The organism is Pseudomonas sp. NFIX10, from assembly GCF_900111955.1.
GTDB lineage: Bacteria > Pseudomonadota > Gammaproteobacteria > Pseudomonadales > Pseudomonadaceae > Aquipseudomonas > Aquipseudomonas fluorescens_AA.
Genome location: NZ_FOKH01000040.1, coordinates 41,105 through 63,275 on the forward strand (window position 1 = coordinate 41,105; position 22,171 = coordinate 63,275).

23 protein-coding genes are annotated in these 22,171 nt (G+C 60.4%); 14 read left to right on the plus strand and 9 right to left on the minus strand.

The window, feature by feature from the left end:
- Nucleotides 1–92: 92 nt before the first annotated feature.
- Together BM321_RS26740 and BM321_RS26745 are read right to left on the minus strand one after the other, a co-directional pair.
- Entirely contained in the window at nucleotides 93–1,247 is a 1,155-nt protein-coding gene (locus BM321_RS26740) for a patatin-like phospholipase family protein (protein ID WP_092445862.1), read from the minus strand.
- Nucleotides 1,248–1,282: 35 nt separating this feature from the next.
- Entirely contained in the window at nucleotides 1,283–2,215 is a 933-nt protein-coding gene (locus BM321_RS26745) for a lipid A biosynthesis lauroyl acyltransferase (protein WP_092445864.1), read from the minus strand.
- Between the two features lie 118 nt (nucleotides 2,216–2,333).
- Here BM321_RS26745 and minC point away from each other — a divergent pair, with 118 nt between their 5' ends.
- From minC to BM321_RS26775, 6 genes are all read left to right on the plus strand, one after another.
- A complete protein-coding gene (gene minC, locus BM321_RS26750) occupies nucleotides 2,334–3,071 on the plus strand; it encodes a septum site-determining protein MinC (protein WP_092328440.1) in 738 nt (245 codons plus the stop codon).
- A gap of 201 nt (nucleotides 3,072–3,272) precedes the next feature.
- Nucleotides 3,273–4,085 (plus strand): septum site-determining protein MinD, encoded by an 813-nt coding sequence (gene minD, locus BM321_RS26755; protein WP_003179114.1) that lies wholly within the window; start codon nucleotides 3,273–3,275, stop codon nucleotides 4,083–4,085.
- A complete protein-coding gene (gene minE, locus BM321_RS26760) occupies nucleotides 4,085–4,339 on the plus strand; it encodes a cell division topological specificity factor MinE (RefSeq protein ID WP_003179111.1) in 255 nt (84 codons plus the stop codon). Before minD ends, minE begins: the two co-directional genes overlap by 1 nt.
- A 102-nt stretch (nucleotides 4,340–4,441) precedes the next feature.
- A complete protein-coding gene (locus BM321_RS26765) occupies nucleotides 4,442–5,077 on the plus strand; it encodes an RluA family pseudouridine synthase (RefSeq protein ID WP_018612476.1) in 636 nt (211 codons plus the stop codon).
- 301 nt (nucleotides 5,078–5,378) lie between these two features.
- Nucleotides 5,379–6,668: a M18 family aminopeptidase gene (locus BM321_RS26770; protein ID WP_092445866.1), complete on the plus strand. Its 1,290-nt coding sequence runs from the start codon at nucleotides 5,379–5,381 to the stop codon at nucleotides 6,666–6,668.
- 212 nt (nucleotides 6,669–6,880) lie between these two features.
- The gene (locus BM321_RS26775) at nucleotides 6,881–7,063 is read left to right on the plus strand and encodes a hypothetical protein (protein ID WP_060741113.1); all 183 of its coding nucleotides are present in this window, start codon (nucleotides 6,881–6,883) and stop codon (nucleotides 7,061–7,063) included.
- Between the two features lie 7 nt (nucleotides 7,064–7,070).
- Here the strand turns inward: BM321_RS26775 and BM321_RS26780 are convergent, their stop codons facing one another.
- Nucleotides 7,071–7,799 (minus strand): UTRA domain-containing protein, encoded by a 729-nt coding sequence (locus tag BM321_RS26780; RefSeq protein WP_060741112.1) that lies wholly within the window; start codon nucleotides 7,797–7,799, stop codon nucleotides 7,071–7,073.
- A 349-nt stretch (nucleotides 7,800–8,148) separates the two neighbouring features.
- Between BM321_RS26780 and BM321_RS26785 the strand changes: the two genes are divergently transcribed.
- The 6 genes from BM321_RS26785 (at nucleotide 8,149) to BM321_RS26810 (ending at nucleotide 13,553) form a co-directional block, all read left to right on the plus strand.
- Nucleotides 8,149–9,216, plus strand: coding sequence for an ABC transporter substrate-binding protein (locus tag BM321_RS26785; protein WP_092445868.1), 1,068 nt, complete (start codon nucleotides 8,149–8,151; stop codon nucleotides 9,214–9,216).
- A gap of 215 nt (nucleotides 9,217–9,431) precedes the next feature.
- Nucleotides 9,432–10,238, plus strand: a complete 807-nt coding sequence (locus tag BM321_RS26790; RefSeq protein ID WP_092201697.1) for an alkaline phosphatase family protein — start codon at nucleotides 9,432–9,434, stop codon at nucleotides 10,236–10,238.
- A gap of 5 nt (nucleotides 10,239–10,243) precedes the next feature.
- The gene (locus BM321_RS26795) at nucleotides 10,244–11,080 is read left to right on the plus strand and encodes an ABC transporter permease (RefSeq protein WP_175534977.1); all 837 of its coding nucleotides are present in this window, start codon (nucleotides 10,244–10,246) and stop codon (nucleotides 11,078–11,080) included.
- Nucleotides 11,067–11,867 carry an ABC transporter permease gene (locus tag BM321_RS26800; RefSeq protein ID WP_060741108.1) on the plus strand — a complete coding sequence of 267 codons (801 nt, stop codon included), beginning with the start codon at nucleotides 11,067–11,069 and terminating at the stop codon, nucleotides 11,865–11,867. Before BM321_RS26795 ends, BM321_RS26800 begins: the two co-directional genes overlap by 14 nt.
- On the plus strand, nucleotides 11,864–12,853 hold the full coding sequence (locus tag BM321_RS26805; protein WP_092445873.1) for an ABC transporter ATP-binding protein: 990 nt from the start codon (nucleotides 11,864–11,866) through the stop codon (nucleotides 12,851–12,853). The genes BM321_RS26800 and BM321_RS26805 overlap by 4 nt, the downstream gene beginning before the upstream one ends.
- Nucleotides 12,854–12,899: 46 nt before the next feature.
- The gene (locus BM321_RS26810) at nucleotides 12,900–13,553 is read left to right on the plus strand and encodes an HAD family hydrolase (RefSeq protein WP_092445875.1); all 654 of its coding nucleotides are present in this window, start codon (nucleotides 12,900–12,902) and stop codon (nucleotides 13,551–13,553) included.
- A 124-nt stretch (nucleotides 13,554–13,677) separates the two neighbouring features.
- On the opposite strand, the gene BM321_RS26815 is transcribed toward BM321_RS26810, so the two are convergent.
- The 4 genes from BM321_RS26815 to BM321_RS26830 form a co-directional block, all read right to left on the minus strand.
- A complete protein-coding gene (locus BM321_RS26815; protein ID WP_256573504.1) occupies nucleotides 13,678–14,151 on the minus strand; it encodes a DUF2182 domain-containing protein in 474 nt (157 codons plus the stop codon).
- 250 nt (nucleotides 14,152–14,401) lie between these two features.
- On the minus strand, nucleotides 14,402–15,004 hold the full coding sequence (locus BM321_RS26820; RefSeq protein ID WP_092445877.1) for a hypothetical protein: 603 nt from the start codon (nucleotides 15,002–15,004) through the stop codon (nucleotides 14,402–14,404).
- A 9-nt stretch (nucleotides 15,005–15,013) separates the two neighbouring features.
- Nucleotides 15,014–15,235 carry a hypothetical protein gene (locus BM321_RS26825; protein ID WP_139230551.1) on the minus strand — a complete coding sequence of 74 codons (222 nt, stop codon included), beginning with the start codon at nucleotides 15,233–15,235 and terminating at the stop codon, nucleotides 15,014–15,016.
- A 257-nt stretch (nucleotides 15,236–15,492) separates the two neighbouring features.
- Nucleotides 15,493–16,455, minus strand: coding sequence for a zinc-binding dehydrogenase (locus tag BM321_RS26830; RefSeq protein WP_092445879.1), 963 nt, complete (start codon nucleotides 16,453–16,455; stop codon nucleotides 15,493–15,495).
- Between the two features lie 139 nt (nucleotides 16,456–16,594).
- Here BM321_RS26830 and BM321_RS26835 point away from each other — a divergent pair, with 139 nt between their 5' ends.
- The gene (locus BM321_RS26835) at nucleotides 16,595–18,673 is read left to right on the plus strand and encodes a carboxy terminal-processing peptidase (RefSeq protein ID WP_175534976.1); all 2,079 of its coding nucleotides are present in this window, start codon (nucleotides 16,595–16,597) and stop codon (nucleotides 18,671–18,673) included.
- A gap of 118 nt (nucleotides 18,674–18,791) precedes the next feature.
- A complete protein-coding gene (locus tag BM321_RS26840) occupies nucleotides 18,792–20,579 on the plus strand; it encodes a bifunctional diguanylate cyclase/phosphodiesterase (RefSeq protein ID WP_092445882.1) in 1,788 nt (595 codons plus the stop codon).
- 238 nt (nucleotides 20,580–20,817) lie between these two features.
- Here BM321_RS26840 and BM321_RS26845 read toward each other — a convergent pair whose 3' ends face one another.
- Both BM321_RS26845 and BM321_RS26850 read right to left on the minus strand, forming a co-directional pair.
- Nucleotides 20,818–21,177 carry a hypothetical protein gene (locus BM321_RS26845; RefSeq protein WP_092445884.1) on the minus strand — a complete coding sequence of 120 codons (360 nt, stop codon included), beginning with the start codon at nucleotides 21,175–21,177 and terminating at the stop codon, nucleotides 20,818–20,820.
- On the minus strand, nucleotides 21,177–22,171 hold a 995-nt coding region (locus BM321_RS26850; RefSeq protein WP_175535178.1), incomplete at its 5' end, for an RHS repeat domain-containing protein. The genes BM321_RS26845 and BM321_RS26850, both read right to left, overlap by 1 nt.

The window sequence follows — 22,171 nt, forward strand, 5'->3', positions numbered from 1 at the left end:
CATTGGTTTCGTGAAAGCCAGGATTCAGCGCCCACCGCAAATCCCTGTGGGAGCGAGCTTGCTCGCGATAGCGGTGGACCTGCTTGCATCAGTCAGGACAACCCCAAAAACCGGCTCAGCGCCTCGCGCTGCGCCAGTGCATCCTGGCGTCCCAACTCGATCAGTTCGCTGCAATACCCCGCCTCGAACAGCAGGTAGCTCAGCACCCCCGCGCCACTCGTCTTGGTCGCACCCGGCCCACGCAAGAAAACCCGCAACGCACGGGGCAGTTCCTGACGATGGCGAGCGGCGATTTCATCGATCGGCTGGCTTGGCGAAATCACCAATACCTCCACCGGCGCCGCGCCCAAGGCATGGGCCGGCACATCATCGGGCAGCAGGTGGCTGAAACCGTTCAAGCGTTGAAGCAACTCGATGTCACTTTCCAGGCTGTCGATGAAGGTGCTGTTGAGCATGTGGCCGCCGATCTGCGCCAGGGTCGGTTGAAGGCCGGTGTAGCTGCGCTCGGAAGGATCCTGGCCACCGGCGCCACGGGGGTTGCCGCTGACGCCGATCACCAGCACGCGATTGGCCCCCAGGTGCAAGGCCGGGCTGATGGGCGCCGATTGCCGCACCGCGCCGTCGCCAAAGTATTGCGGGCCGATCTTGACCGGGGCGAACAACAGCGGAATCGCCGAGCTGGCCAGCAGATGCTCCACCGACAACTGCGTCGGCACACCGATGCGCCGGTGGCGCAGCCAGGCATCGATGGTGCCACGCCCCTGGTAGAAAGTGACGGCCTGGCCGGATTCATAGCCGAATGCCGTCACCGCCACCGCCCGCAATTGCTGTTCGGCGATGGACTGTTCGATACCCGAGGCGTGGAACTGGGCCTGGAGCAGTTCCCGCAATGGCGAACTGTCGATCAGCGCCACCGGCAATTTGGCCCCCAGGCCCAACAAACTGTGAGTGATGAAGCGCGTCGACTGGGCCAGGACGCCGCGCCAGTCGCTGCGCATGACCTGATGGCTGCGCACCGCTTGCCAGAACGCCGTCAGCCGTTCAATGGCGGTCTTGAAGTCCATCGCCCCGCTCGCCAGGCTGACCGCGTTGATCGCCCCGGCCGAGGTGCCGACGATCACCGGAAACGGGTTATCCGCCCCGTCGGGTAACAATTCGGCAATCGCCGCCAATACCCCCACTTGATACGCCGCCCGAGCCCCACCGCCGGAAAGAATCAAACCTGTAACCGGTTCAGTTGGGGTCATCGCAATGCTCCGTGCTCAAGGTGATATCAAACAACTCAACCGCGTTTGTCGTACAGCTTGGGCTCGCCCGGTGGACGGCTCTTGAAGCGCCGGTGGGTCCACAGGTACTGCTCGGGACAATCGCGCACCGACTGCTCGACCCATTGATTGATGCGGATGCAATCGGCTTCCTCGGTCTCCCCCGGGAAATCCGTCAGCGGAGCCTGGATCACCAGGCGATAACCACTGCCATCGGCCAGGCGCTCCTGGGTAAAAGGCACCACCAGCGCCTTGCCCAGGCGGGCGAACTTGGTGGTGGCGGTGACCGTCGCGGCCTGGATGCCGAACAGCGGCACGAACACGCTTTGCTTGGCGCCGTAGTCCTGGTCCGGCGCATACCAGATCGCCCGCCCGGCCCGCAGCAGCTTGAGCATGCCGCGCACGTCGTCACGCTCCACCGCCAGGGAATCGAGGTTGTGCCGCTCGCGGCCCCGGCGCTGAATGTAGTCGAACAACGGGTTATTGTGCTCGCGGTACATACCGTCGATGGTGTGCTGCTGGCCGAGCAAGGCCGCGCCGATTTCCAGCGTGGTGAAATGCAGCGCCATCAGGATCACGCCCTTGCCCTCGCGCTGAGCCTGCTTGAGATGTTCCAACCCTTCGACATGGGCCAGTTTCGCCAGCCGCGAGCGCGACCACCACCAACTCATGGCCATTTCGAAAAAGGCGATGCCGGTGGAGGCAAAGTTTTCCTTGAGCAGACGCTTGCGTTCGGCAGCGGTCTTTTGCGGGAAACACAGTTCCAGGTTGCGACGGGCGATGCGCCGTCGGTCGCCGGCCACCCGGTACATCAGCGCCCCCAATGCACGACCGACCCGCAACAATAACGGATAAGGCAATTGCACGATCAGCCACAACAGCCCCAGGCCACACCACAGCAGCCAGAAACGCGGATGAAAAAATGCAGCTCGAAAACGCGGGCGATCCATTACAACTTCCATTAAGACATGGGCCGCGCATTCTACATTGTTCGACCCGGGTTGCGGCTGGCGGACGATCTCGTTATAAGTCTCGGCACTTTTAGTGACAAGCCGTTGTACGCCGACCATGAGCCAAACCGAACCGCTAGACCAAGATCCCGTGTTCCAGCTGAAGGGCAGCATGCTCGCCATTACGGTGCTGGAACTGGCCCGCAACGACCTGGAGAGCCTTGACCGGCAATTGGCGGCGAAAGTCGCCCAGGCCCCGAACTTCTTCAGCAATGCTCCCCTTGTGTTGGCCCTGGACAAGCTGCCGGCTGGCGAAGGCTCAGTGGATCTGCCAGGCCTGATGCGCATTTGCCGCCAGCACGGTCTGCGCACCCTGGCGATCCGCGCCAGCCGCATCGAAGACATCGCCGCCGCCATCGCCGTGGACATTCCCGTGCTACCGCCGTCCGGCGCCCGGGAACGGGTGCTGGAACTGAGCCCGGCCGAAGCGAAGAAAGCCCCGGAAAAACCACCGGAGCCCACCATCAAGCCAACGCGGGTCATCACCTCGCCGGTGCGCGGCGGGCAGCAGATTTATGCCCAGGGTGGCGATCTGGTCATCGTGTCGTCGGTCAGCCCGGGGGCGGAACTTCTGGCCGATGGCAACATCCATGTATACGGTCCGATGCGCGGTCGAGCGCTGGCCGGCGTCAAGGGTGATACCAAAGCCAGGATCTTCTGTCAGCAATTGAGCGCTGAGCTGGTTTCCATCGCCGGGCAGTACAAGGTCTCCGAGGATTTGCGTCGCGACCCCTTGTGGGGGGCCGGCGTTCAGATCAGCCTGTCGGGCGACGTGTTGAACATCATTCGGCTTTAACGGATACTGCCGCATTTTCCAAGCATCTCTAAAACGAGCGAAAACGGCTTAAACGACGTAGGAAAAAGGATCTGGCAGTGTTTACCGGAGGTAGACCCCGCCCGATAGCCGATTCCAGCCAAGCCTGTCCAATTGCAACGGTTTTCCAGAGATGTTTTTCAGGGGCTGACAAAGTCCCTTTTTCCTTAGGGGTGAAACACCTTGGCCAAGATTCTCGTGGTTACATCCGGCAAGGGTGGTGTGGGTAAGACCACCACCAGCGCCGCTATCGGTACCGGCCTCGCTCTGCGCGGCCACAAGACAGTCATCGTCGACTTCGACGTCGGTTTGCGTAACCTGGACCTGATCATGGGTTGCGAGCGTCGCGTGGTTTACGACTTCGTCAACGTGGTCAACGGCGAAGCGAACCTGCAACAGGCCCTGATCAAGGACAAGCGCCTTGAGAACCTCTACGTGCTGGCCGCCAGCCAAACCCGCGACAAAGACGCGCTGACCCAGGAAGGCGTGGAAAAAGTCCTGATGCAACTCAAGGAAGACTTCGAGTTCGTGGTCTGCGACTCCCCGGCCGGTATCGAGAAAGGTGCCCACCTGGCCATGTACTTCGCGGACGAAGCGATTGTCGTGACCAACCCGGAAGTGTCGTCGGTCCGTGACTCCGACCGCATGCTGGGCCTGCTGGCGAGCAAATCCCGTCGCGCCGAAAAGGGCGAAGAGCCGATCAAGGAACACCTGCTGCTGACCCGCTACAACCCGCAACGGGTCAGCGATGGCGAGATGCTGGGCGTCGAAGACGTCAAGGAAATCCTCGCGGTCACCCTGCTGGGTGTCATTCCGGAATCCCAAGCGGTACTCAAGGCTTCCAACTCCGGCGTGCCGGTGATTCTCGACGACCAGAGCGATGCCGGCCAGGCATACAGCGATGCCGTCGATCGCCTGCTGGGCAAGACCGTGGAGCATCGTTTCCTCGATGTAACGAAGAAAGGTTTCTTCGAGCGCCTGTTTGGAGGTAGGTAATGAACCTTTTTGACTTCTTTCGTGCCAACAAAAAGCCCAGTACCGCCTCGGTCGCGAAAGAGCGTCTACAGATCATCGTGGCGCACGAACGCGGCCAACGCAGCACCCCTGACTACCTGCCAGCCTTGCAGAAGGAACTGGTGGAAGTGATCCGCAAATACGTCAATATCGGTAGCGATGACGTGCATGTGGCGCTGGAAAGCCAGGGCAGCTGCTCGATCCTGGAACTCAATATCACCCTGCCGGATCGCTGATCGCCCCGGCGGGAGCCACGGCGGCTCGGGTCCTTCTTCTCCCACCCTTGGGTTTGAGAAGGACCCGAGCCGCCGTTGGCGTTTGTAACGAGACTGTTTTCAATGCCCCTGTCCAACATCCGCATCATTCATCAGGACGCCGCTGTCCTGGTGGTCGACAAGCCGACCCTGTTGCTTTCCGTGCCCGGCCGGGCCGACGACAACAAAGATTGCCTGATCACCCGCCTGCAGGAAAACGGCTATCCGGAAGCGCGAATCGTGCACCGACTGGACTGGGAGACCTCCGGCATCATCCTCTTGGCCCGTGACCCGGACACCCATCGCGAACTGTCCCGGCAATTTCATGATCGCGAAACCGAAAAAGCCTACACGGCGTTGTGCTGGGGCCAACCGGAGCTGGACAGTGGCAGCATCGACCTGCCCTTGCGCTACGACCCGCCGACCAAACCCCGGCATGTGGTGGACCATGAACAGGGCAAACACGCCCTGACCTTCTGGCGCGTACTGGAACGTTGCGGCGACTGGTGCCGGGTCGAGCTGACGCCGATCACCGGGCGCTCGCACCAATTGCGCGTACACATGCTGTCCATCGGTCACCCGCTGCTGGGCGACGGGCTCTACGCCCATCCGCAGGCCCTCGCCGCCTGGCCACGCCTGTGCCTGCACGCCAGCATGCTGAGCTTCACCCATCCGCAAAGCGGCGAGCGCTTGCGCTTCGAGTGCCCGGCACCGTTTTAGAACCGTGGGAAAAAGGGTACCTGGTGGACAGCTTCGAATACCACTGGGACCATGTCTGCAAGCGCGTGGATTACCTCAAGCTCGGCACGCGCCTACACGCCCACGGCATCCCCCCCGGACAACGCTTTCAAGCTCTACAACAGCGGGTTATGCGGTGTGACTGACAAAGACGGGGCGCTGCTGGCCCAGGCCGTCGGGCTGATCGATGACGGGCCCGTGGAACACCCCCGACGGGGGATTGGGCCTGCAACGCAGGCGGTCGATGGGGTAAACTCCCGCCCATCGCTGTCTGGAGTGACTTATGCGCGCAGAGTTGAACCAAGGCCTGATCGACTTCCTCAAGGCCTCCCCTACCCCGTTCCATGCCACCGCCAGCCTGGCCCAGCGCCTGGAGGCGGCCGGCTATCAGCGTCTTGACGAACGCGAGACCTGGGCCACCGAGGCCAACGGTCGCTACTACGTCACGCGCAACGACTCCTCGATCATCGCCTTCAAGCTCGGCCGCAACTCACCGCTGCACGACGGCATTCGCCTGGTCGGCGCCCACACCGACAGCCCTTGCCTGCGGGTCAAGCCACAGCCGGAGCTGCAACGCCACGGGTTCTGGCAGTTGGGCGTGGAAGTCTACGGCGGCGCGCTGCTGGCGCCGTGGTTCGACCGCGACCTGTCCCTGGCCGGGCGCGTGACCTTCCGCCGCGATGGCAAGGTCGAAAGCCAGTTGATCGATTTCAAGGCGCCGATCGCCACGATTCCGAACCTGGCCATCCACCTCAATCGCGAAGCCAACCAGGGCTGGGCCATCAACCCGCAGAACGAACTGCCGCCGATCCTCGCCCAGTTCGCCGGTGACGAGCGCGTCGACTTCCGTGCCGTGCTCACCGATCAACTGGCCCGCGAACACGGCCTGAATGCCGACGTGGTGCTCGATTACGAGTTGAGTTTCTACGACACCCAAAGCGCCGCGATCATTGGCCTGCACGGCGATTTCATTGCCGGCGCGCGCCTGGACAACCTGCTGTCGTGCTATGCCGGCCTACAAGCCTTGCTGAACGCCGACACCGAAGAAACATGCGTACTGGTGTGCAACGATCACGAAGAGGTTGGCTCATGCTCGGCCTGTGGCGCCGACGGCCCGATGCTGGAACAAACCCTGCGTCGCCTGCTGCCTGAAGGTGAAGAATTCGTCCGCACCATTCAGAAATCCCTGCTGGTGTCGGCGGACAACGCCCACGGCGTGCACCCCAACTATGCCGACAAACACGACGCCAACCACGGCCCCAAGCTCAACGCCGGTCCGGTGATCAAGGTCAACAGCAACCAGCGCTACGCCACCAACAGCGAAACCGCCGGGTTCTTCCGTCACCTGTGCATGGCCGAAGAAGTGCCGGTGCAGAGCTTCGTGGTGCGCAGCGACATGGGCTGCGGCTCGACCATCGGCCCGATCACCGCCAGCCAGCTGGGCGTGCGCACCGTGGACATCGGCCTGCCGACCTTCGCCATGCATTCGATCCGCGAACTGTGCGGCAGCCATGACCTGGCGCATCTGGTGAAGGTGCTGAGCGCGTTCTACGCCTCTCGCGAGTTGCCATAACCGCCCCGAAGGCATGATGAACCCTGTGGGAGCAAGGCTTGCCCGCGATGAAGGTGATGCGATTTTCTCAGAAATCGAGTCGCCTTCATCGCGAGCAAAGCTTGCTCCCACACAGCGTTCGCCTCGGGATTGAGGGGTGTGCTGACACACATCATCACAATCCGGAAAAACCCCAACTAGACTGGCTTTATCCCCCTGACAAGGCCGTCTCCATGGTTTCCATGTCTTCGTTCAACAGCATGCTGGTCCCCATCATCGCCGGCATGATCCTGCTGGCCATCGGCTTCAACTTCCGTGACAAGAACGTCGGGGTCTTCGCCATGTGGATCGGCATGTTGCTAATCCTCGCCACGGTGTTATTCAGGATCCTGGCCAAGCTCAACGAGTCAGCCTGAGTTCACCTCAAGCGGGCGGCTGCTCGGGCACATCCACCCCGACATGGATCGCGTCGTGTCGCCAGAACTCCAGGTCGCAGTCGATCAGCCGCTGGTGCTGGTCATAGTTGACCCGTGCGATGCGAAGCCCGGGGCTGCCCACCGAAACCCTCAACGCCGCTGCCGCTTCCGGCTGTAAAGAAGTGGGCACGATTTCGAACTTCACCCGGCCGTAGTGCAGGTCGTAATGGCGGGCGTACAACTCGGTGATGGACTGGTTGAGATCGAACTCGAGGATGTCCGGAAAATACTGCGGGTTCAGGTAGTGTTCGACGTACAGCACCAGGCGCTCGTCGATACGGCGCACGCGGCAGATCTGGATCACGCTGGACAGCGCCGGCAGTTGCAACCAGGCACACACGGCCGCCGAAGCCGGTTGCAGGCGCGCCGAGATCACTTGGGTAGAAGGCACACGCCCCTGGGCCGCCACCATGGCGTGGAAATGGCTGCGCTGCATCAGGTTGTAGGCCAGGCGCGGCGGCGAGACGAACCAGCCCCGGCGCTCCTCCCGATAGATCTGCCCCTGGGCTTCGAGCTGCAACAGCGCCTCGCGCACGGTAATCCGCGTGGTCCCGAACAATTCACTGAGCTTGCGCTCGGCCGGCAACTTGCTGCCGGGCGCCAGCAACCCGTGGTCGAGTTGCTCTTGCAGGACCTGTCCGATGGCTGTCACCGCTTTGGTTGCATCGATGCGCATCAACGTTACCTATCTGGACTAGACCAGCACTGTTTCGGGGCAGGATCGACGGTTCATCGATCCGCTTCTGGGTCCAGCAAGCCTAGGCACTGCACATGACTGGCAGATGACAGAGTCGCCGAACGGTCGTTGTTCCAGCGTGCAAATTAACGGCCAAGTCCTTTCAGATCAGCTGTTTAACCATGGTCTACGCTTAATTCGCAGCCAGCCTCCACGAGCCGGGTATTTCCGGGAGCCCGCGACACCGACATCAAAATGTCACAGGGCTCGCCTACATTGGCTCAGGTATTGCTGACCTAGACCAACACAACCGCAATCGCAGCGTTGAAAACGCCCATAGGAGCTTCGGATGAAACAGCTTTTCCTGGCATCACTGTTAGGCTCGACCATTGCCATGTGCACCGCCGCCATGGCCGCTGACACCGATCTGAAAACGCTGGAAGCCGCTGCGAAAGCGGAAGGCGCCGTCAACAGTGTCGGCATGCCCGATGACTGGGCAAACTGGAAAGGCACCTGGGACGACCTGGCCAAGGTCTACGGCTTGAAACACATCGACACCGACATGAGCTCGGCCCAGGAAATCGCCAAGTTCGCCGCCGAAAAAGACAATGCCAGCGCCGACATCGGCGACGTCGGGGCGGCGTTCGGTCCGATCGCGGTCAAGCAGGGCGTGGTCCAGCCCTACAAGCCAAGCACCTGGGAACAAGTGCCCGCCTGGGCCAAGGACAAGGACGGCAACTGGGCATTGGCCTACACCGGCACCATCGCCTTCATCGTCAACAAGAAGCTGCTGCACGGTTCCGAAGTGCCGACCAAATGGGCTGACCTGAAGACCGGCAAGTACAAAGTCTCCATCGGCGACGTGAGCACCGCGGCCCAGGCCGCCAACGGCGTGCTGGCGGCGGCCCTGGCCAACGGCGGCGATGAGAAGAACCTCCAGCCGGCCCTGTTGATGTTTGCCGAAATCGCCAAGCAAGGGCGCCTGTCCATGGCCAACCCGACCATCGCCACGATGGAAAAAGGTGAAATCGAAGTCGGTGTGGTCTGGGACTTCAACGGCCTGAGCTACAAGGCCAAGATGGCCAACCCGGATGACTACGTCGTGCTGATTCCGTCCGACGGCTCGGTCATCTCCGGCTACACCACCATCATCAACAAATACGCCAAGCACCCGAACGCCGCCAAGCTGGCCCGCGAGTACATCTTCAGCGACGCCGGCCAGATCAACCTGGCCAAGGGCAACGCCCGTCCGATCCGCGCCGAGCACCTGAAACTGCCGGAAGAAGTCCAGGCCAAGTTGCTGCCGAACGAGCAATACAAAGGCGTGACCCCGATCAAGGATGCGGATGCGTGGGAGAAGACGTCCAAGGCACTGCCGCAGACGTGGAATGAACAAGTCATCGTCGAGATGAAGTGAGGCGGTAGTCAGACCCGCTCGGATATCCACTGGCAATCCAATTGTGGGAGCAGGCCCTGTGGGAGCGAGCTTGCTCGCGATAAACGATGACACGGTATTGCTGTTGAACCGTGTCGCCTTCATCGCGAGCAAGCTCGCTCCCACAGAAGCTCGCTCCCACATTGGACCTGCGGTGAGTCCGAGTTTTCTGGTGTCCATCCGGAGTCCTGGTATCCATGAAGCACAACGTCATCCTGGTGGTGCTCGACGGTCTCAACCATGAGGTCGCCCGGCATGCCATGGGGCATTTGCAGGCTTACGTCGGCGCAGGACGCGCGGCCCTCTACACACTGGAATGTGAGTTGCCCGCCCTGTCCCGCCCACTCTACGAATGCATCCTTACCGGCGTCGTGCCCATCGACAGCGGGATCGTGCACAACAACGTCACGCGCCTGTCGAACCAGCGCAGCATATTCCACTACGCCACCCAGGCCGGCCTGAGCACAGCGGCTGCGGCGTACCACTGGGTCAGCGAGCTCTACAACGCTTCGCCCTTCGTGGCCGGTCGCGACCGTCACACCGACAACCCCGACCTGCCGATTCAATACGGGCATTTCTACTGGAATGACCACTACCCCGATTCCCATCTGTTCGCCGACGCCGAACACCTGCGCCAGCGCTACTTGCCGAACTTCCTGCTGGTGCACCCGATGAACATCGACGACGCCGGCCACAAGCACGGCCTCGACACTCCGCAATACCGCAACAGTGCGCGCTCGGCCGACATCAACCTGGCGGTCTACCTGCAAGCCTGGCTCGACGCCGGTTACCAGGTGCTGGTGACCTCCGATCACGGCATGAACAACGACCGTTCCCACAACGGCCTGCTGGCCGAAGAACGGGAAGTGCCGTTGTTCGTCCTGGGTGACAGCTTCAGTTTCGATCCCGCTGCCACGCCGAGGCAGACCGAGCTGTGCGGCACCATTTGCCAATTGCTCGGCGTCGACCACGACAAACCCTATTGCCAGGAGTTACTCAAGTGAACGCCATGACGCGCGGCAAATGGCTGGCAGCGTTGTGCCTGGTGCCCTTCGCGATTTTCTTCATCGTGTTCCAGATCGCCCCGCTGCTCTGGGTGCTGGTCAACAGTCTGGAATCGGAAGAGTTCGGCTGGGGCCTGGCCAACTTCAGCAAGATCTTCAGTTCCAAGTTCTACCTGCAAGCCATCCAGCACAGCCTGGAAATCAGCTTCTGGTCCAGTGTGTTCGGCATCGTCATCGCCGTGCTCGGCAGCTACTCATTGCGCCGTGTGGATTCGCGGCTGCGCAACTTCGTCAATGCCTTCGCCAACATGACCAGCAACTTCGCCGGCGTGCCCCTGGCCTTCGCCTTCATCATTTTGCTGGGGTTCAACGGCAGCATCACGATCATGCTCAAGCAAGCGGGGATCATCGAGGATTTCAACCTGTATTCGAAAACCGGGCTGATCATTCTCTACACCTACTTCCAGATTCCCCTGGGCGTGCTGCTGCTCTACCCGGCCTTCGACGCCCTGCGCGAAGACTGGCACGAATCCGCCGAGTTGCTCGGCGCCAGCGGCTGGCAGTTCTGGCGGCACATCGGCTTGCCGGTGCTGACCCCGGCGCTGCTGGGCACCTTCGTGATCCTGCTGGCCAACGCCCTCGGCGCCTACGCCACGGTCTACGCGCTGACCACCGGTAACTTCAACGTGCTGCCGATCCGCATCGCCGCCATGGTCTCCGGCGACATTTCCCTCGACCCGAACCTGGCCAGTGCCCTGGCCGTGGTGCTGGTGGCGTTGATGACCGTGGTGACCATCGTCCATCAGTTGCTGCTCAGGAGGAGCTACCATGTCTCGCGCTGAACCGGGCTCCGTCGGGCTCTATCATCGGGCAGTGGTGTACCTGCTGTTCGCCATCCTGCTGCTGCCCCTGGCCGGCACGCTGGTCTACTCCATCGCCAGCAGTTGGTCGGCCACCGTGCTACCCAGCGGCTTCACCTTCAAATGGTATGTGCAGTTGTGGAGCGATCCGCGCTTTCTCCATGCCTTCGGTCAATCGTTGCTGGTCTGTGTCGGTGCGCTGGTGCTCTCGGTGGTGTTGATCCTGCCGTTGCTGTTCGTGGTGCATTACCACTTCCCCAAACTCGACGCGCTGATGAACATCCTCATCCTGCTGCCGTTCGCGGTGCCGCCCGTGGTGTCGTCGGTAGGGCTGTTGCAACTCTATGGCTCCGGGCCGCTGGCGATGGTCGGTACGCCGTGGATCCTGATCGGTTGCTACTTCACCGTCGCCCTGCCGTTCATGTACCGGGCGATCACCAACAACCTGCAGGCCATCAACCTGCGCGACCTGATGGACGCCGCCCAACTGCTTGGCGCCAGCACCTTCCAGGCCGCGTTCCTGGTGGTGCTGCCGAACCTGCGCAAGGGGCTGATGGTGGCGCTGCTGCTGTCCTTCTCGTTCCTGTTCGGCGAATTCGTGTTTGCCAACATCCTGGTCGGTACCCGCTATGAAACCCTGCAGGTCTACCTGAACAACATGCGTAACAGCAGCGGCCACTTCACCAGTGCGCTGGTGATCTCCTATTTCTTCTTCGTACTGGTCCTGACCTGGGCGGCCAATATCTTGAACAAGGACAAAAGCCAATGAGCTACGTCAGCGTCCAACACCTGCAAAAAAGCTATGCCGGCACCCCGGTGTTCAGCGACATCAACTGCGAGATCGCCAAGGGCGAATTCGTCACCCTGCTCGGCCCTTCCGGTTGCGGCAAATCCACGCTGTTGCGCTGCATTGCCGGCCTGACCCCGGTGGATGCCGGCCAGATCATCCTCGACGGACAAGACATCGTCCCGCTGAGTCCTCAGAAACGCGGCATCGGCATGGTCTTCCAGAGCTACGCCCTGTTCCCGAACATGACCGTGGAGCAAAACGTCGCCTTCGGCCTGCGCATGCAAAAGGTCGACGCCTCGGACAGTCGCCAGCGCGTGCTGGAAATCCTGCGCCTGGTGGAGCTGTACGATTTCGCCGCCCGCTATCCCCATCAACTCTCCGGCGGCCAATGCCAGCGTGTCGCCCTCGCCCGCTCCCTGGTCACCCGGCCGCGCCTGTTGCTACTGGACGAGCCGCTGTCAGCCCTGGATGCGCGGATTCGCAAGCACTTGCGTGAACAGATCCGACAGATCCAGCGTGAATTGGGCCTGACCACGATTTTCGTCACACATGACCAGGAAGAAGCCCTGACCATGTCTGACCGGATTTTCCTGATGAACCAGGGAAAGATCGTACAAAGCGGCGATGCCGAAACCCTTTACACTGCGCCTGTCGATGTCTTTGCCGCCGGCTTCATCGGCAACTACAACCTGCTGGACGCCGACAGCGCGAGCAAACTGCTGCAGCGGCCGGTGAACGGTCGCATCGCCATCCGCCCGGAGGCCATCGAGCTGAGCCGCAGCGGCCAGGCCGATGCGCTGATCCGCAGCCACAGCTTGCTGGGCAACGTCATCCGCTACCGGGTCGAGGCCCGAGGCGTGGAATTGGTGGTGGATGTGCTCAACCGCTCGGCCGCCGACCTGTACCCCGATGGCGCACGGTTGGCACTTTCCATCGATCCATCGGCGCTGTGTGAGGTAGCCTGATGGCTTTGTTGATTTTGAAGCTGATCTTGAAAAGGGAAACACGCTGATGGCCCTGGCAATTTTTGATCTGGACGAAACCCTGATCCACGGCGACTGCGCCACCCTCTGGAGTGAACAGATGGGTCGCCTGGGCTGGGTCGATCCCGAGTCGTTCATGCGGCGCAACAACGAGCTGATGGACGCCTACAGCCACGGCAAGCTGAGCATGGAAGAGTACATGGACTTCAGCCTGGAACCGATGATCGGCCGCACACCGGAAGAAATCGAGCACCTGGTGGCGCCGTGGGTGGAAGACTTCATCGAACCGATCATCTTCAGCGACGCCACCAGGACCATCGCCGAACACCGCAAGGCCGGCGACCGGATCCTGGTAATCTCGGCCTCGGGCACGCATCTGGTCAAGCCGATTGCCGAACGCCTGGGCATCGATGAGATCCTGGCGATCGAGCTTGAAGTGGCCCATGGCGTGTACAGCGGCAAGACCGTGGGCACCCTGACCTACCGCGAAGGCAAGATCGCGCGGCTGCTGGATTGGCTGGATGCCGAGGAGGAGAACCTGGAAGGCGCGAGTTTCTATTCCGACTCGCGCAACGACCTGCCGTTGTTGCTCAAGGTCGATCACCCGCACGTGGTGAACCCGGACCCGGTGTTGAAGGCCCATGCCGAATCGGCCGGATGGCCAATCCATAGTTGGAAATAAGCAGCCCCGTGTGGGAGCGAGCTTGCTCGCGATGGCGGTGGATCAGCAGACATTGATTTAGCTGACACACCGCAATCGCGAGCAAGCTCAGCTCCCACAGGCTCAGCTCCCACAGCTTCAGCCCCTAGCCCAGCAGCAGCCACAGGCTCCAGCCGAGCAACAACAATCCGCAGAGACGACTGAGCCAGAGTCCCTGCGGCAGGTTTTTCTCCAGCAGGATGAAGGCACCGATCACTGCCACCCAGAGCAGGTTCATCACGCCGACCACGAACAGCAGGCCCATCAGGGCCCAGCAGCAACCCAGGCAGTAAGCGCCATGGGCCAGGCCCATGCGCCAGCCACCGAGCACGTCGGGGCGCCAGTAGCCGAGAAGAAAATGCATCGGCCCGCGACAATGCTCAAGGCAGACCGCCTTGCTCGGCAGCCACTGATAGACGCCTGCGACCAGCAGTAGGCCAGCGCCTAGGGCGGTACTGCTGCTGCGCATCCCCGGACTGAGCAGGGCGAGCCGCTCGAGCGCCCATTGCAGCGCCGTGGCGCCCAGGGCGAAGCCAGCCCAGACCAGGCCATAGGCACTGCAAAACAGCAGCAGGGCCAACGAATTCGACGCCCTGCATGCGCCATTCGACAATGGCCATGACCAACCTCTTCACCTGGCGGGTGAAATGAAAGTTGCGGTTACCCCCATCCCTCCTCAATTAACGCTAGCAGGGGGCACGCATCGGGTACGGGCTGCCGACCAAAGGTCCGCTTGCCCGTGGTTGCCGGACAAAGGTGAAAGCCACCGTCTACATCACTTTGTCGTTGTCACTGCTGGTGAGTCTGCGAAACAGCAACAGGCACTATGGCTAGAGCCCGCAATACACCTGCATCGCATTCAGGGCCGTATCATCCCCACTGCCCTGATCGGGTTCCACCTTGGTCCGAAACCCCCTCACTTTCTTTGCACCGAAGCCATCGAGGCAGCTATAGAATCCGGTCCATTCTCCCCATGCGGCTGGCGGGTCACCTATCAGGGTTTCCGACCCACAATTCATCTTGATATTGCCGGCGGCAGTATCGTCCTTCGAACCCTTTTCCTTGTTCCGCCCCTGAAACCGCTCCACCTGAATGGCAAACGCTATGACGGGATGTTCACGACAAACGTAGTCCTTGCCCCAATTACCCCACTTTCCTTCAAGGCTTCGGATGTAAGTTGCCGTTCCGTTGACTCCGCTCTTGCATATAAGCTGGACCGCATTTAATGCACTATCGTCGCCATTACCCTGATAGGGTTCACTTTTAAGTCGGAATCCCCAGACATATTGTCCCTGAGGGCAGTATGCAGCCGCGCCCCAATCTCCCCATGGCCCTTGTTCTGACGTGTCTGAAGGCACTTGTGCTTGGGCAGCCTCAACGAGTACCCATGAAAATGCACAAACCAGCGCGTGTAGAACGACATGATCAGACATGCCAGTGCCCTACTTGAACTTGGAAAAGGCTTTTGCCAGATCCAGAATTGCTTTTTCGTCTTGCCTGTCCATGTCGCCGTCGCCATCAGCGTCGGTTTTGACATTGACCGTATCGTAGGGGCCGTTCTTTTTCGAAGCAGAGACAAAAGTCGCGAACTGCAATTTCTTGCCCTTATAGATCTCCAGGACAACGTCGGGCGATCTGTTGTCGTCAACATATTCCTGGGTCATGCGGAGCTCTTTCGTAGCCATCACAGCACCTCTTCTGTTAGTGGACACTAAACAGAGAGACATCTATTACTCTCGAACCCACTCTAGAGTGACTTTCTTCGTGGTGTCTACTGTCAGACTTGACAGGGTGTATGCCTATCGAGCCCTTTGAAAATTCCGGCGAGCGTGGGAGCAAGCACTTACTACAGGACACTCAAATTCCTGTGTCGAGCAAGCTTGCTCCCTCGCCACAGGAACCACAGCAGTACTTCTTGCGACTAGCTCAGGCTCTCATCAATCACCAACACCAACTTGCCCGACACCTGATTGGTCGCCAGCTCCGCGAACGCCGCTTCGGCGTCCTTGATCGCGAAGGTCCGGGCCAACTGCGGGCTCAGGCGCTTGTCGGCAAACAGCGGCCACACCTGTTGCCCCAGTTCGCTGATCAGGTCGGCCTTGAATTGCTCATCGCGACTGCGCAGGGTCGAGCCGAGCAGTTGGATACGCTTGCCCAGCACCTGGGCCAGATCGAGCTCGGTCGAGCGCCCGCCCATCAGGCCGATCAACACCCAACGGCCGTCAACTGACAAAAGTTTCACGTTGAGTTTGGCGTAGCTGCCACCCACCGGATCGAGGATCACGTCGAAGGGACCGAGGTCGTTCAAACTCTCCAGGCCATCGGTGCGTACCACGCCACCCTGGGCGCCCAGGGCCTCGCAATAGGACAGCCGCTCGGTCGAACCGACACTGACCCAGCATGGGTTGCCGAACGCCTTGCACAGCTGGATCGCGGCCGAACCGACACCGCTGGCCCCGGCGTGCAGCAGCACTTTCTCGCCCGGTTTGAGCGCCGCCAGCTGGAACAGATTCAGCCACGCGGTGCTGTAGACCTCAGGCAGCGCGGCCGCTTCAGCCAAGGACAGGCCTTCGGGCACCGGCAGCACATGGCGGCCATCGACCACCACCTCCTCGGCCATTCCACCGCCGGCCAGCAACGCACAAACGCGGTCGCCCACCTGCCAGGACGAGCCCGGCCCGACCTCGCTGATCACCCCGGAACACTCCAGCCCCAACACCTGGCTGGCGCCGGGTGGCGGCGGGTAAAGTCCGGCTTTTTGTAACAAATCGGCCCGATTCAGGCCAGCGGCCGCCACACGGATGCGAACTTGCCCCACATCACACGTCGGGCTCGGCTCATCTGCCCATACCACTTGGCCTTCAACGCCTTGCAATGCTTTCACGGTGCCTCCATAGTGAGTCTCGACTGGGCCCGCTGCTTCAACGCCGGGCTTTCTTGCATTATGCGCCCGGGCCACATGGAACCGGCGACTTCAAAGACGGCCTAATATGCGTTATCAATTGTCCCTGCGTCGAATCAGCATGAAGCACCTATTTCCCAGCACCGCCCTCGCGCTCGTCATTGGCCTCGGCCTGTTACCGTTGTCGAACGATACGTTCGCGGCCAACAGCTGGGACAAGCTTCAGCCCGATCGCGACGAAGTGATTGCCAGCCTTAATGTCGTCGAATTGCTCAAGCGCCATCACTACAGCAAGCCGCCGCTCGATGACGCGCGCTCGGTCATCATCTATGACAGCTATTTGAAGCTGCTCGATCCATCGCGCAGTTATTTCCTGGCCAGCGACATCGCCGAATTCGACAAGTGGAAAACCCAGTTCGACGATTTCCTCAAGAGCGGCGACCTGAACGCCGGGTTCACCATCTACAAGCGCTACCTGGACCGCGTGAAGGCGCGTCTGGACTACGCCCTTGCCGAGCTGGACAAAGGTGTCGACAAAATCGATTTCAATACCAAGGAAACCTTGCAAGTCGACCGCAAGGACGCCCCTTGGCTCAAAAGCACAGCCGAACTCGATGACCTGTGGCGCAAGCGCGTCAAGGACGAAGTGCTGCGCATGAAAATCGCCGGCAAGGATCCCAAGCAGATCCAGGAAACCCTGACCAAGCGCTACAAGAACCAATTGGCGCGCCTGGACCAGACCCGCGCCGAGGACATTTTCCAGGCGTACATCAACACCTTTGCCATGTCCTACGACCCGCACACCAACTATCTGTCGCCGGATAACGCGGAAAACTTCGACATCAACATGAGCCTGTCCCTGGAAGGCATCGGTGCCGTGCTGCAGAGCGACAACGACCAGGTGAAGATCGTGCGCCTGGTCCCGGCGGGCCCCGCAGACAAAACCAAACAGGTCAGCCCGGCGGACAAGATCATCGGTGTCGCCCAAGGCAACAAGGAAATGGTCGACGTGGTCGGCTGGCGCCTCGACGAAGTGGTCAAGCTGATCCGCGGTCCGAAAGGCTCGGTGGTGCGCCTGGAAGTCATCCCGGCCAGCAACGCACCGAACGACCAGACCAGCAAAATCGTGGCCATCACCCGTGAAGCGGTGAAACTGGAAGAGCAGGCGGCGAAGAAATCGATCCTAAACCTCAAGCAGGACGGCAAGGACTACAAGCTCGGCATCATCGAGATCCCAGCTTTCTATCTGGACTTCAAGGCCTTCCGCGCCGGGGATCCGGACTACAAGAGCACCACTCGTGACGTCAAGAAGCTGCTGACCGAACTGCAGAAGGAAAAGGTCGACGGCGTGGTCATCGACTTGCGCAACAACGGCGGCGGCTCCCTGCAGGAAGCCACCGAGCTGACCAGCCTGTTCATCGACAAGGGCCCGACCGTGCTCGTGCGTAACGCCGATGGCCGAGTGGATGTGCTGGAAGACGAAAACCCGGGCGCGTTCTATAAAGGGCCGATGGCCTTGCTGGTCAACCGCTTGTCGGCATCGGCCTCGGAGATTTTCGCCGGCGCCATGCAGGACTATCACCGTGCACTGATCATCGGCGGCCAGACCTTCGGCAAAGGCACCGTGCAGACCATCCAGCCGCTCAACCACGGCGAGCTGAAGCTGACCCTGGCGAAGTTCTACCGGGTGTCCGGCCAGAGCACCCAGCACCAGGGCGTACTGCCCGACATCGATTACCCGTCGATCATCGACACCAAGGAAATCGGTGAAAGCGCCCTGCCCGAAGCCATGCCGTGGGACACCATCCGGCCGGCGATCAAACCGGCCGTGGACCCATTCAAGCCGTTCCTGGCCCAACTCAAGTCCGACCACGACGCGCGCTCGGCCCAAGACGCGGAGTTCGTGTTCATCCGCGACAAGCTGGCCCTGGCGCAGAAGTTGATGATGGAGAAAACCGTCACCCTCAACGAGGCCGACCGTCGCGCGCAGCATGCCGACATCGAGGCCAAGCAACTGGCCATGGAAAACCTGCGTCGCAAGGCCAAGGGCGAAGAGCCGCTCAAAGAGCTGAAGAAAGAAGACGAAGACCTGATCACCGAGCCGGAGAAAACCAAGCCGGAAGACGATGCCTACCTGAGCGAGACCGGGCGGATCCTGCTGGATTACCTGAAACTCAATACGGCGATCGCCAAACACTAAGATGATGGCCATTTAATGGTGATGCTCGTCGGAGTGTCATCAAACTGACATCAGTCTGTCGTGAAATACAGGACTGGGTGCCCCGCATCCGGTCCTTTTTTTATCGCCAGAGATTGCCATGACCACGACAGAACAGCTGAGTGCCTTGAGTTCGATCCTGGCTCAAAGCGGTTTGCACAGTCTGTTCCAACCGATCATCTGCCTTTCCGAACGGCGCATCGTGGGTTATGAAGCCTTGACCCGCGGCCCTTCCAACAGCCCGCTGCACTCGCCCATCGCGCTGCTCTCCGTGGCGCGCCAGGCCGGACGCCTCAGCGAGCTGGAGCTGGCCTGCCGCCGCAGCGCCTGCCAGCGCTTCAACGAGCAAAAATTGCCGGGCAAGCTGTTTCTCAACGTCTCGCCCGAATCCCTGCTGGAATCCGCACACCAGACGGGACGCACGCTGCAATTGCTGCAAGACTTCGGCATCGCACCCAGCCAAGTGGTGATCGAGCTGACCGAACAGACCCCTATCGATGACTTCCAGCTCCTGCAAACCGCCCTGCATCACTACCGGGCCATGGGTTTCTCGATTGCCCTGGACGACCTCGGCGCCGGTTATTCGAGCCTGCGGTTGTGGTCCGAATTGCGACCCGACTATGTGAAGATCGACCGGCATTTCATCGACGGCATCCATCAGGACGCCCTCAAGCGCGAGTTCGTGGGCTCGATCCTGAAAATCGCCCGGGCCTCCCGCGCCCAGGTGATTGCCGAGGGAATCGAACTGCCGGAAGAACTGGCGGTGCTGATCGAAATGGGTGTCGACCTGGTCCAGGGTTATCTGCTGGCTCGCCCCCAGGAACAACCGTCACGCGATGCCAGGGCGCTGATGCCCAGGCAGGACAGCGGCGTGGCGGCGCTGAGCGATGAGATCAACGACCTCAGTGCGCTGCTCAACGAACAACCGGCGATGGCCCACAACACACCGACCGCCACCGTGTTGGAAGCGTTTCGGCGCCAGGCCAACCTCAACTCCCTGGCCGTGCTGGACAATCAGAACCAGCCCTGCGGCATCGTCCATCGCCATTCACTCTCCGACGCCTTGCTCAAACCCTTCGCCACCGACCTGTTCGCCCGCAAGCCCATCAGCCGGCTGATGAGCGATGACTTTCTCGCGGTGGAGTTGAACCAATCGCTGCAACAAGTCAGCCGCCTGATCACCAGCCGCGCCCGACAACGCATCGAAGAAGACTTCATCATCACCCTCAACGGCGGCTACCTGGGCCTGGGCCGGGTGATCGACGTGCTCAAGCTCATCACCGAACTTAAAATCCAACAGGCCCGCTACGCCAACCCACTGACCCTGCTGCCGGGCAACGTCCCGATCCAGCAATGCCTCACACGCCTGCTGCAACAACGGCAGGAATCGGTGATCTGCTACGTGGACATCGACAGCTTCAAGCCCTTCAACGACATCTATGGCTATGGCCGCGGCGACGAAGTCCTGCTGTGCCTGGCCCAATGCCTGAACGAACGCATCGACCCCAGCCGCGACTTCGTCGGCCACATCGGCGGCGACGACTTCCTGCTGGTCCTCGGCCCGGAAGACTGGCGCAAACGCCTGGACCAATTGCTGAGCGACTTCCAGACCCATTGCCGGCGCTTCTACCGGCCTGAACATCTGGAGGCGGGGTGCTTTACGGCGTTGAATCGGCAGGGCATTCGACAGGAGTTCGCGTTGTTGTCGCTGTCGATTGGGGTGGTGCATCTGCGCGCCGAGGCCTGTGAGGAATTGGACGCCAGTCAGTTGGCTGAGCTGGCTTCCCAGGCCAAGCATAATGCCAAGGAGATTTTGGGGGGGAGTGTGTATTTGGTGGAGGGTTTGGCTGAGCGGGAGGTTGTGGTGGCGTTGGGGTTGTCGGTGTAGGCGGATTCCCAATGGCGCCCTCGCCCGAACTCCTGGCGCTAACCCTGTGGCGAGGGAGCTTGCTCCCTCGCCACGAAAAGCGGTTTGGTGTGCAGTAGGGGGCCGTTTCGATCATTCCCACGCTCCTGCGTGGGAATGTCGCCAGGGACGCTCTGCGTTCCGCTTCTGAATGTGACGCAGAGCGTCACGGGATGCATTCACGCAGCAGGTAACGATTAAATACTCTTTCTAAATTAAGTTATGAGTTTTCGGCCACCTCTGACTGATAGCGCTTGAGGCAGCTCAGCAAAACTCTCATAAAGTGAGGCGGATCCTTAACATCATCATCGAAATATGTGATTATCCTCGAAAATATCTCATCAAAATTCGCCCCCTCTTCCAGATAGAAGGAAATTTTTTCAATAAACCATTCGCGCTCATGAGATTGAAATGTTAAAAAATCAGCTTTAAGCAAGGAATCAAACAACTCCACCAACTCAGAGTCGGCGTTGATATCCTTCGAGACAATAATCTCCTCCCTTGCCTCATCTATCGTATTCTCTATATCAAATACAAATAAGAGACTTCTTAGCACAACCATATCAGACGACTTCGTCATCACTCAAATTCCGTATAACTGGTTATCGGAAGGCCTTTGTCATTCAGTATCACCACAGCCTTTGTTTGCTCGCCATATTCCAACCCTTCCTTTTTATATCCCTCTCCGACTTTTCTTCCAAACTCAATAGGCTCACGAGATTGTTGCAGACCACCTTCCTTGAAAACAAGCCGTGCTCTATTTATCGCATAAAGTTGATCTCGATGACTTATGAAGTGTGTTGCCGCAGTAGGGATTTTAGGTTCTCCCTTTTTTTTACCTTTGGTATAACGTTCAATTTCACCCGTTGTAGGGTTTTTACCAGATTGCAGCCGTTCCATTTGCGATTGCAAGGTAGTCTGCGCACCGTGTTTTTCCAGAAAGTGAGCACCATCAATAGAACCTTCCATCTCCCTTAACTCCTTATAAGCTTTTGCCTCCGCTAGTTCATGCTCTTGTGCCCGCTGCTCCGCCGTCATCGGCAGCGTCGGCTCACCCTCATCGACCCCACCCTTCGCCGCCGGATCCTGCCCTCCAACCGCCGGCCGACACCCACCCTGCCCCGGGCAATCCACCAACCCCAACGGATCCACCCACCCCGTCGGGTTCACCGTGTAGCGGTACCCATTGAGCCCACCCGCCAGCTTGCTCGGGTCAGGCGTCAAATAGCGGCCGGTTTCGGGATTGTAGTAGCGGTGCCGGTTGTAGTGCAGGCCGCTTTCCGGGTCGAAGTATTGGCCCTGGAACCGCAGGGGTTGTTCCAGCTGTTCGCCGCCGCTGTGGGTGAGTTCGGTGAGTTTGCCGTAGCCGTTGTAGCGCGCCGTCCAGACGATCTGGCCGGCGGGGTTGGTCAGTTCCTGGGGCGTGCCCAGGTGGTCGAGGTGGTAGTAGAACGGGCGGGCGTCGGGGCCTTCGCCATCGAGCAGGGCCAGGGGGCGGAAGGTGCCTGGTTCGTAGACATAGCTGCGGTGGTGGCGCGGGCTGTTTTCGGCAACGAGCTGGTCGCCCTGCCAGA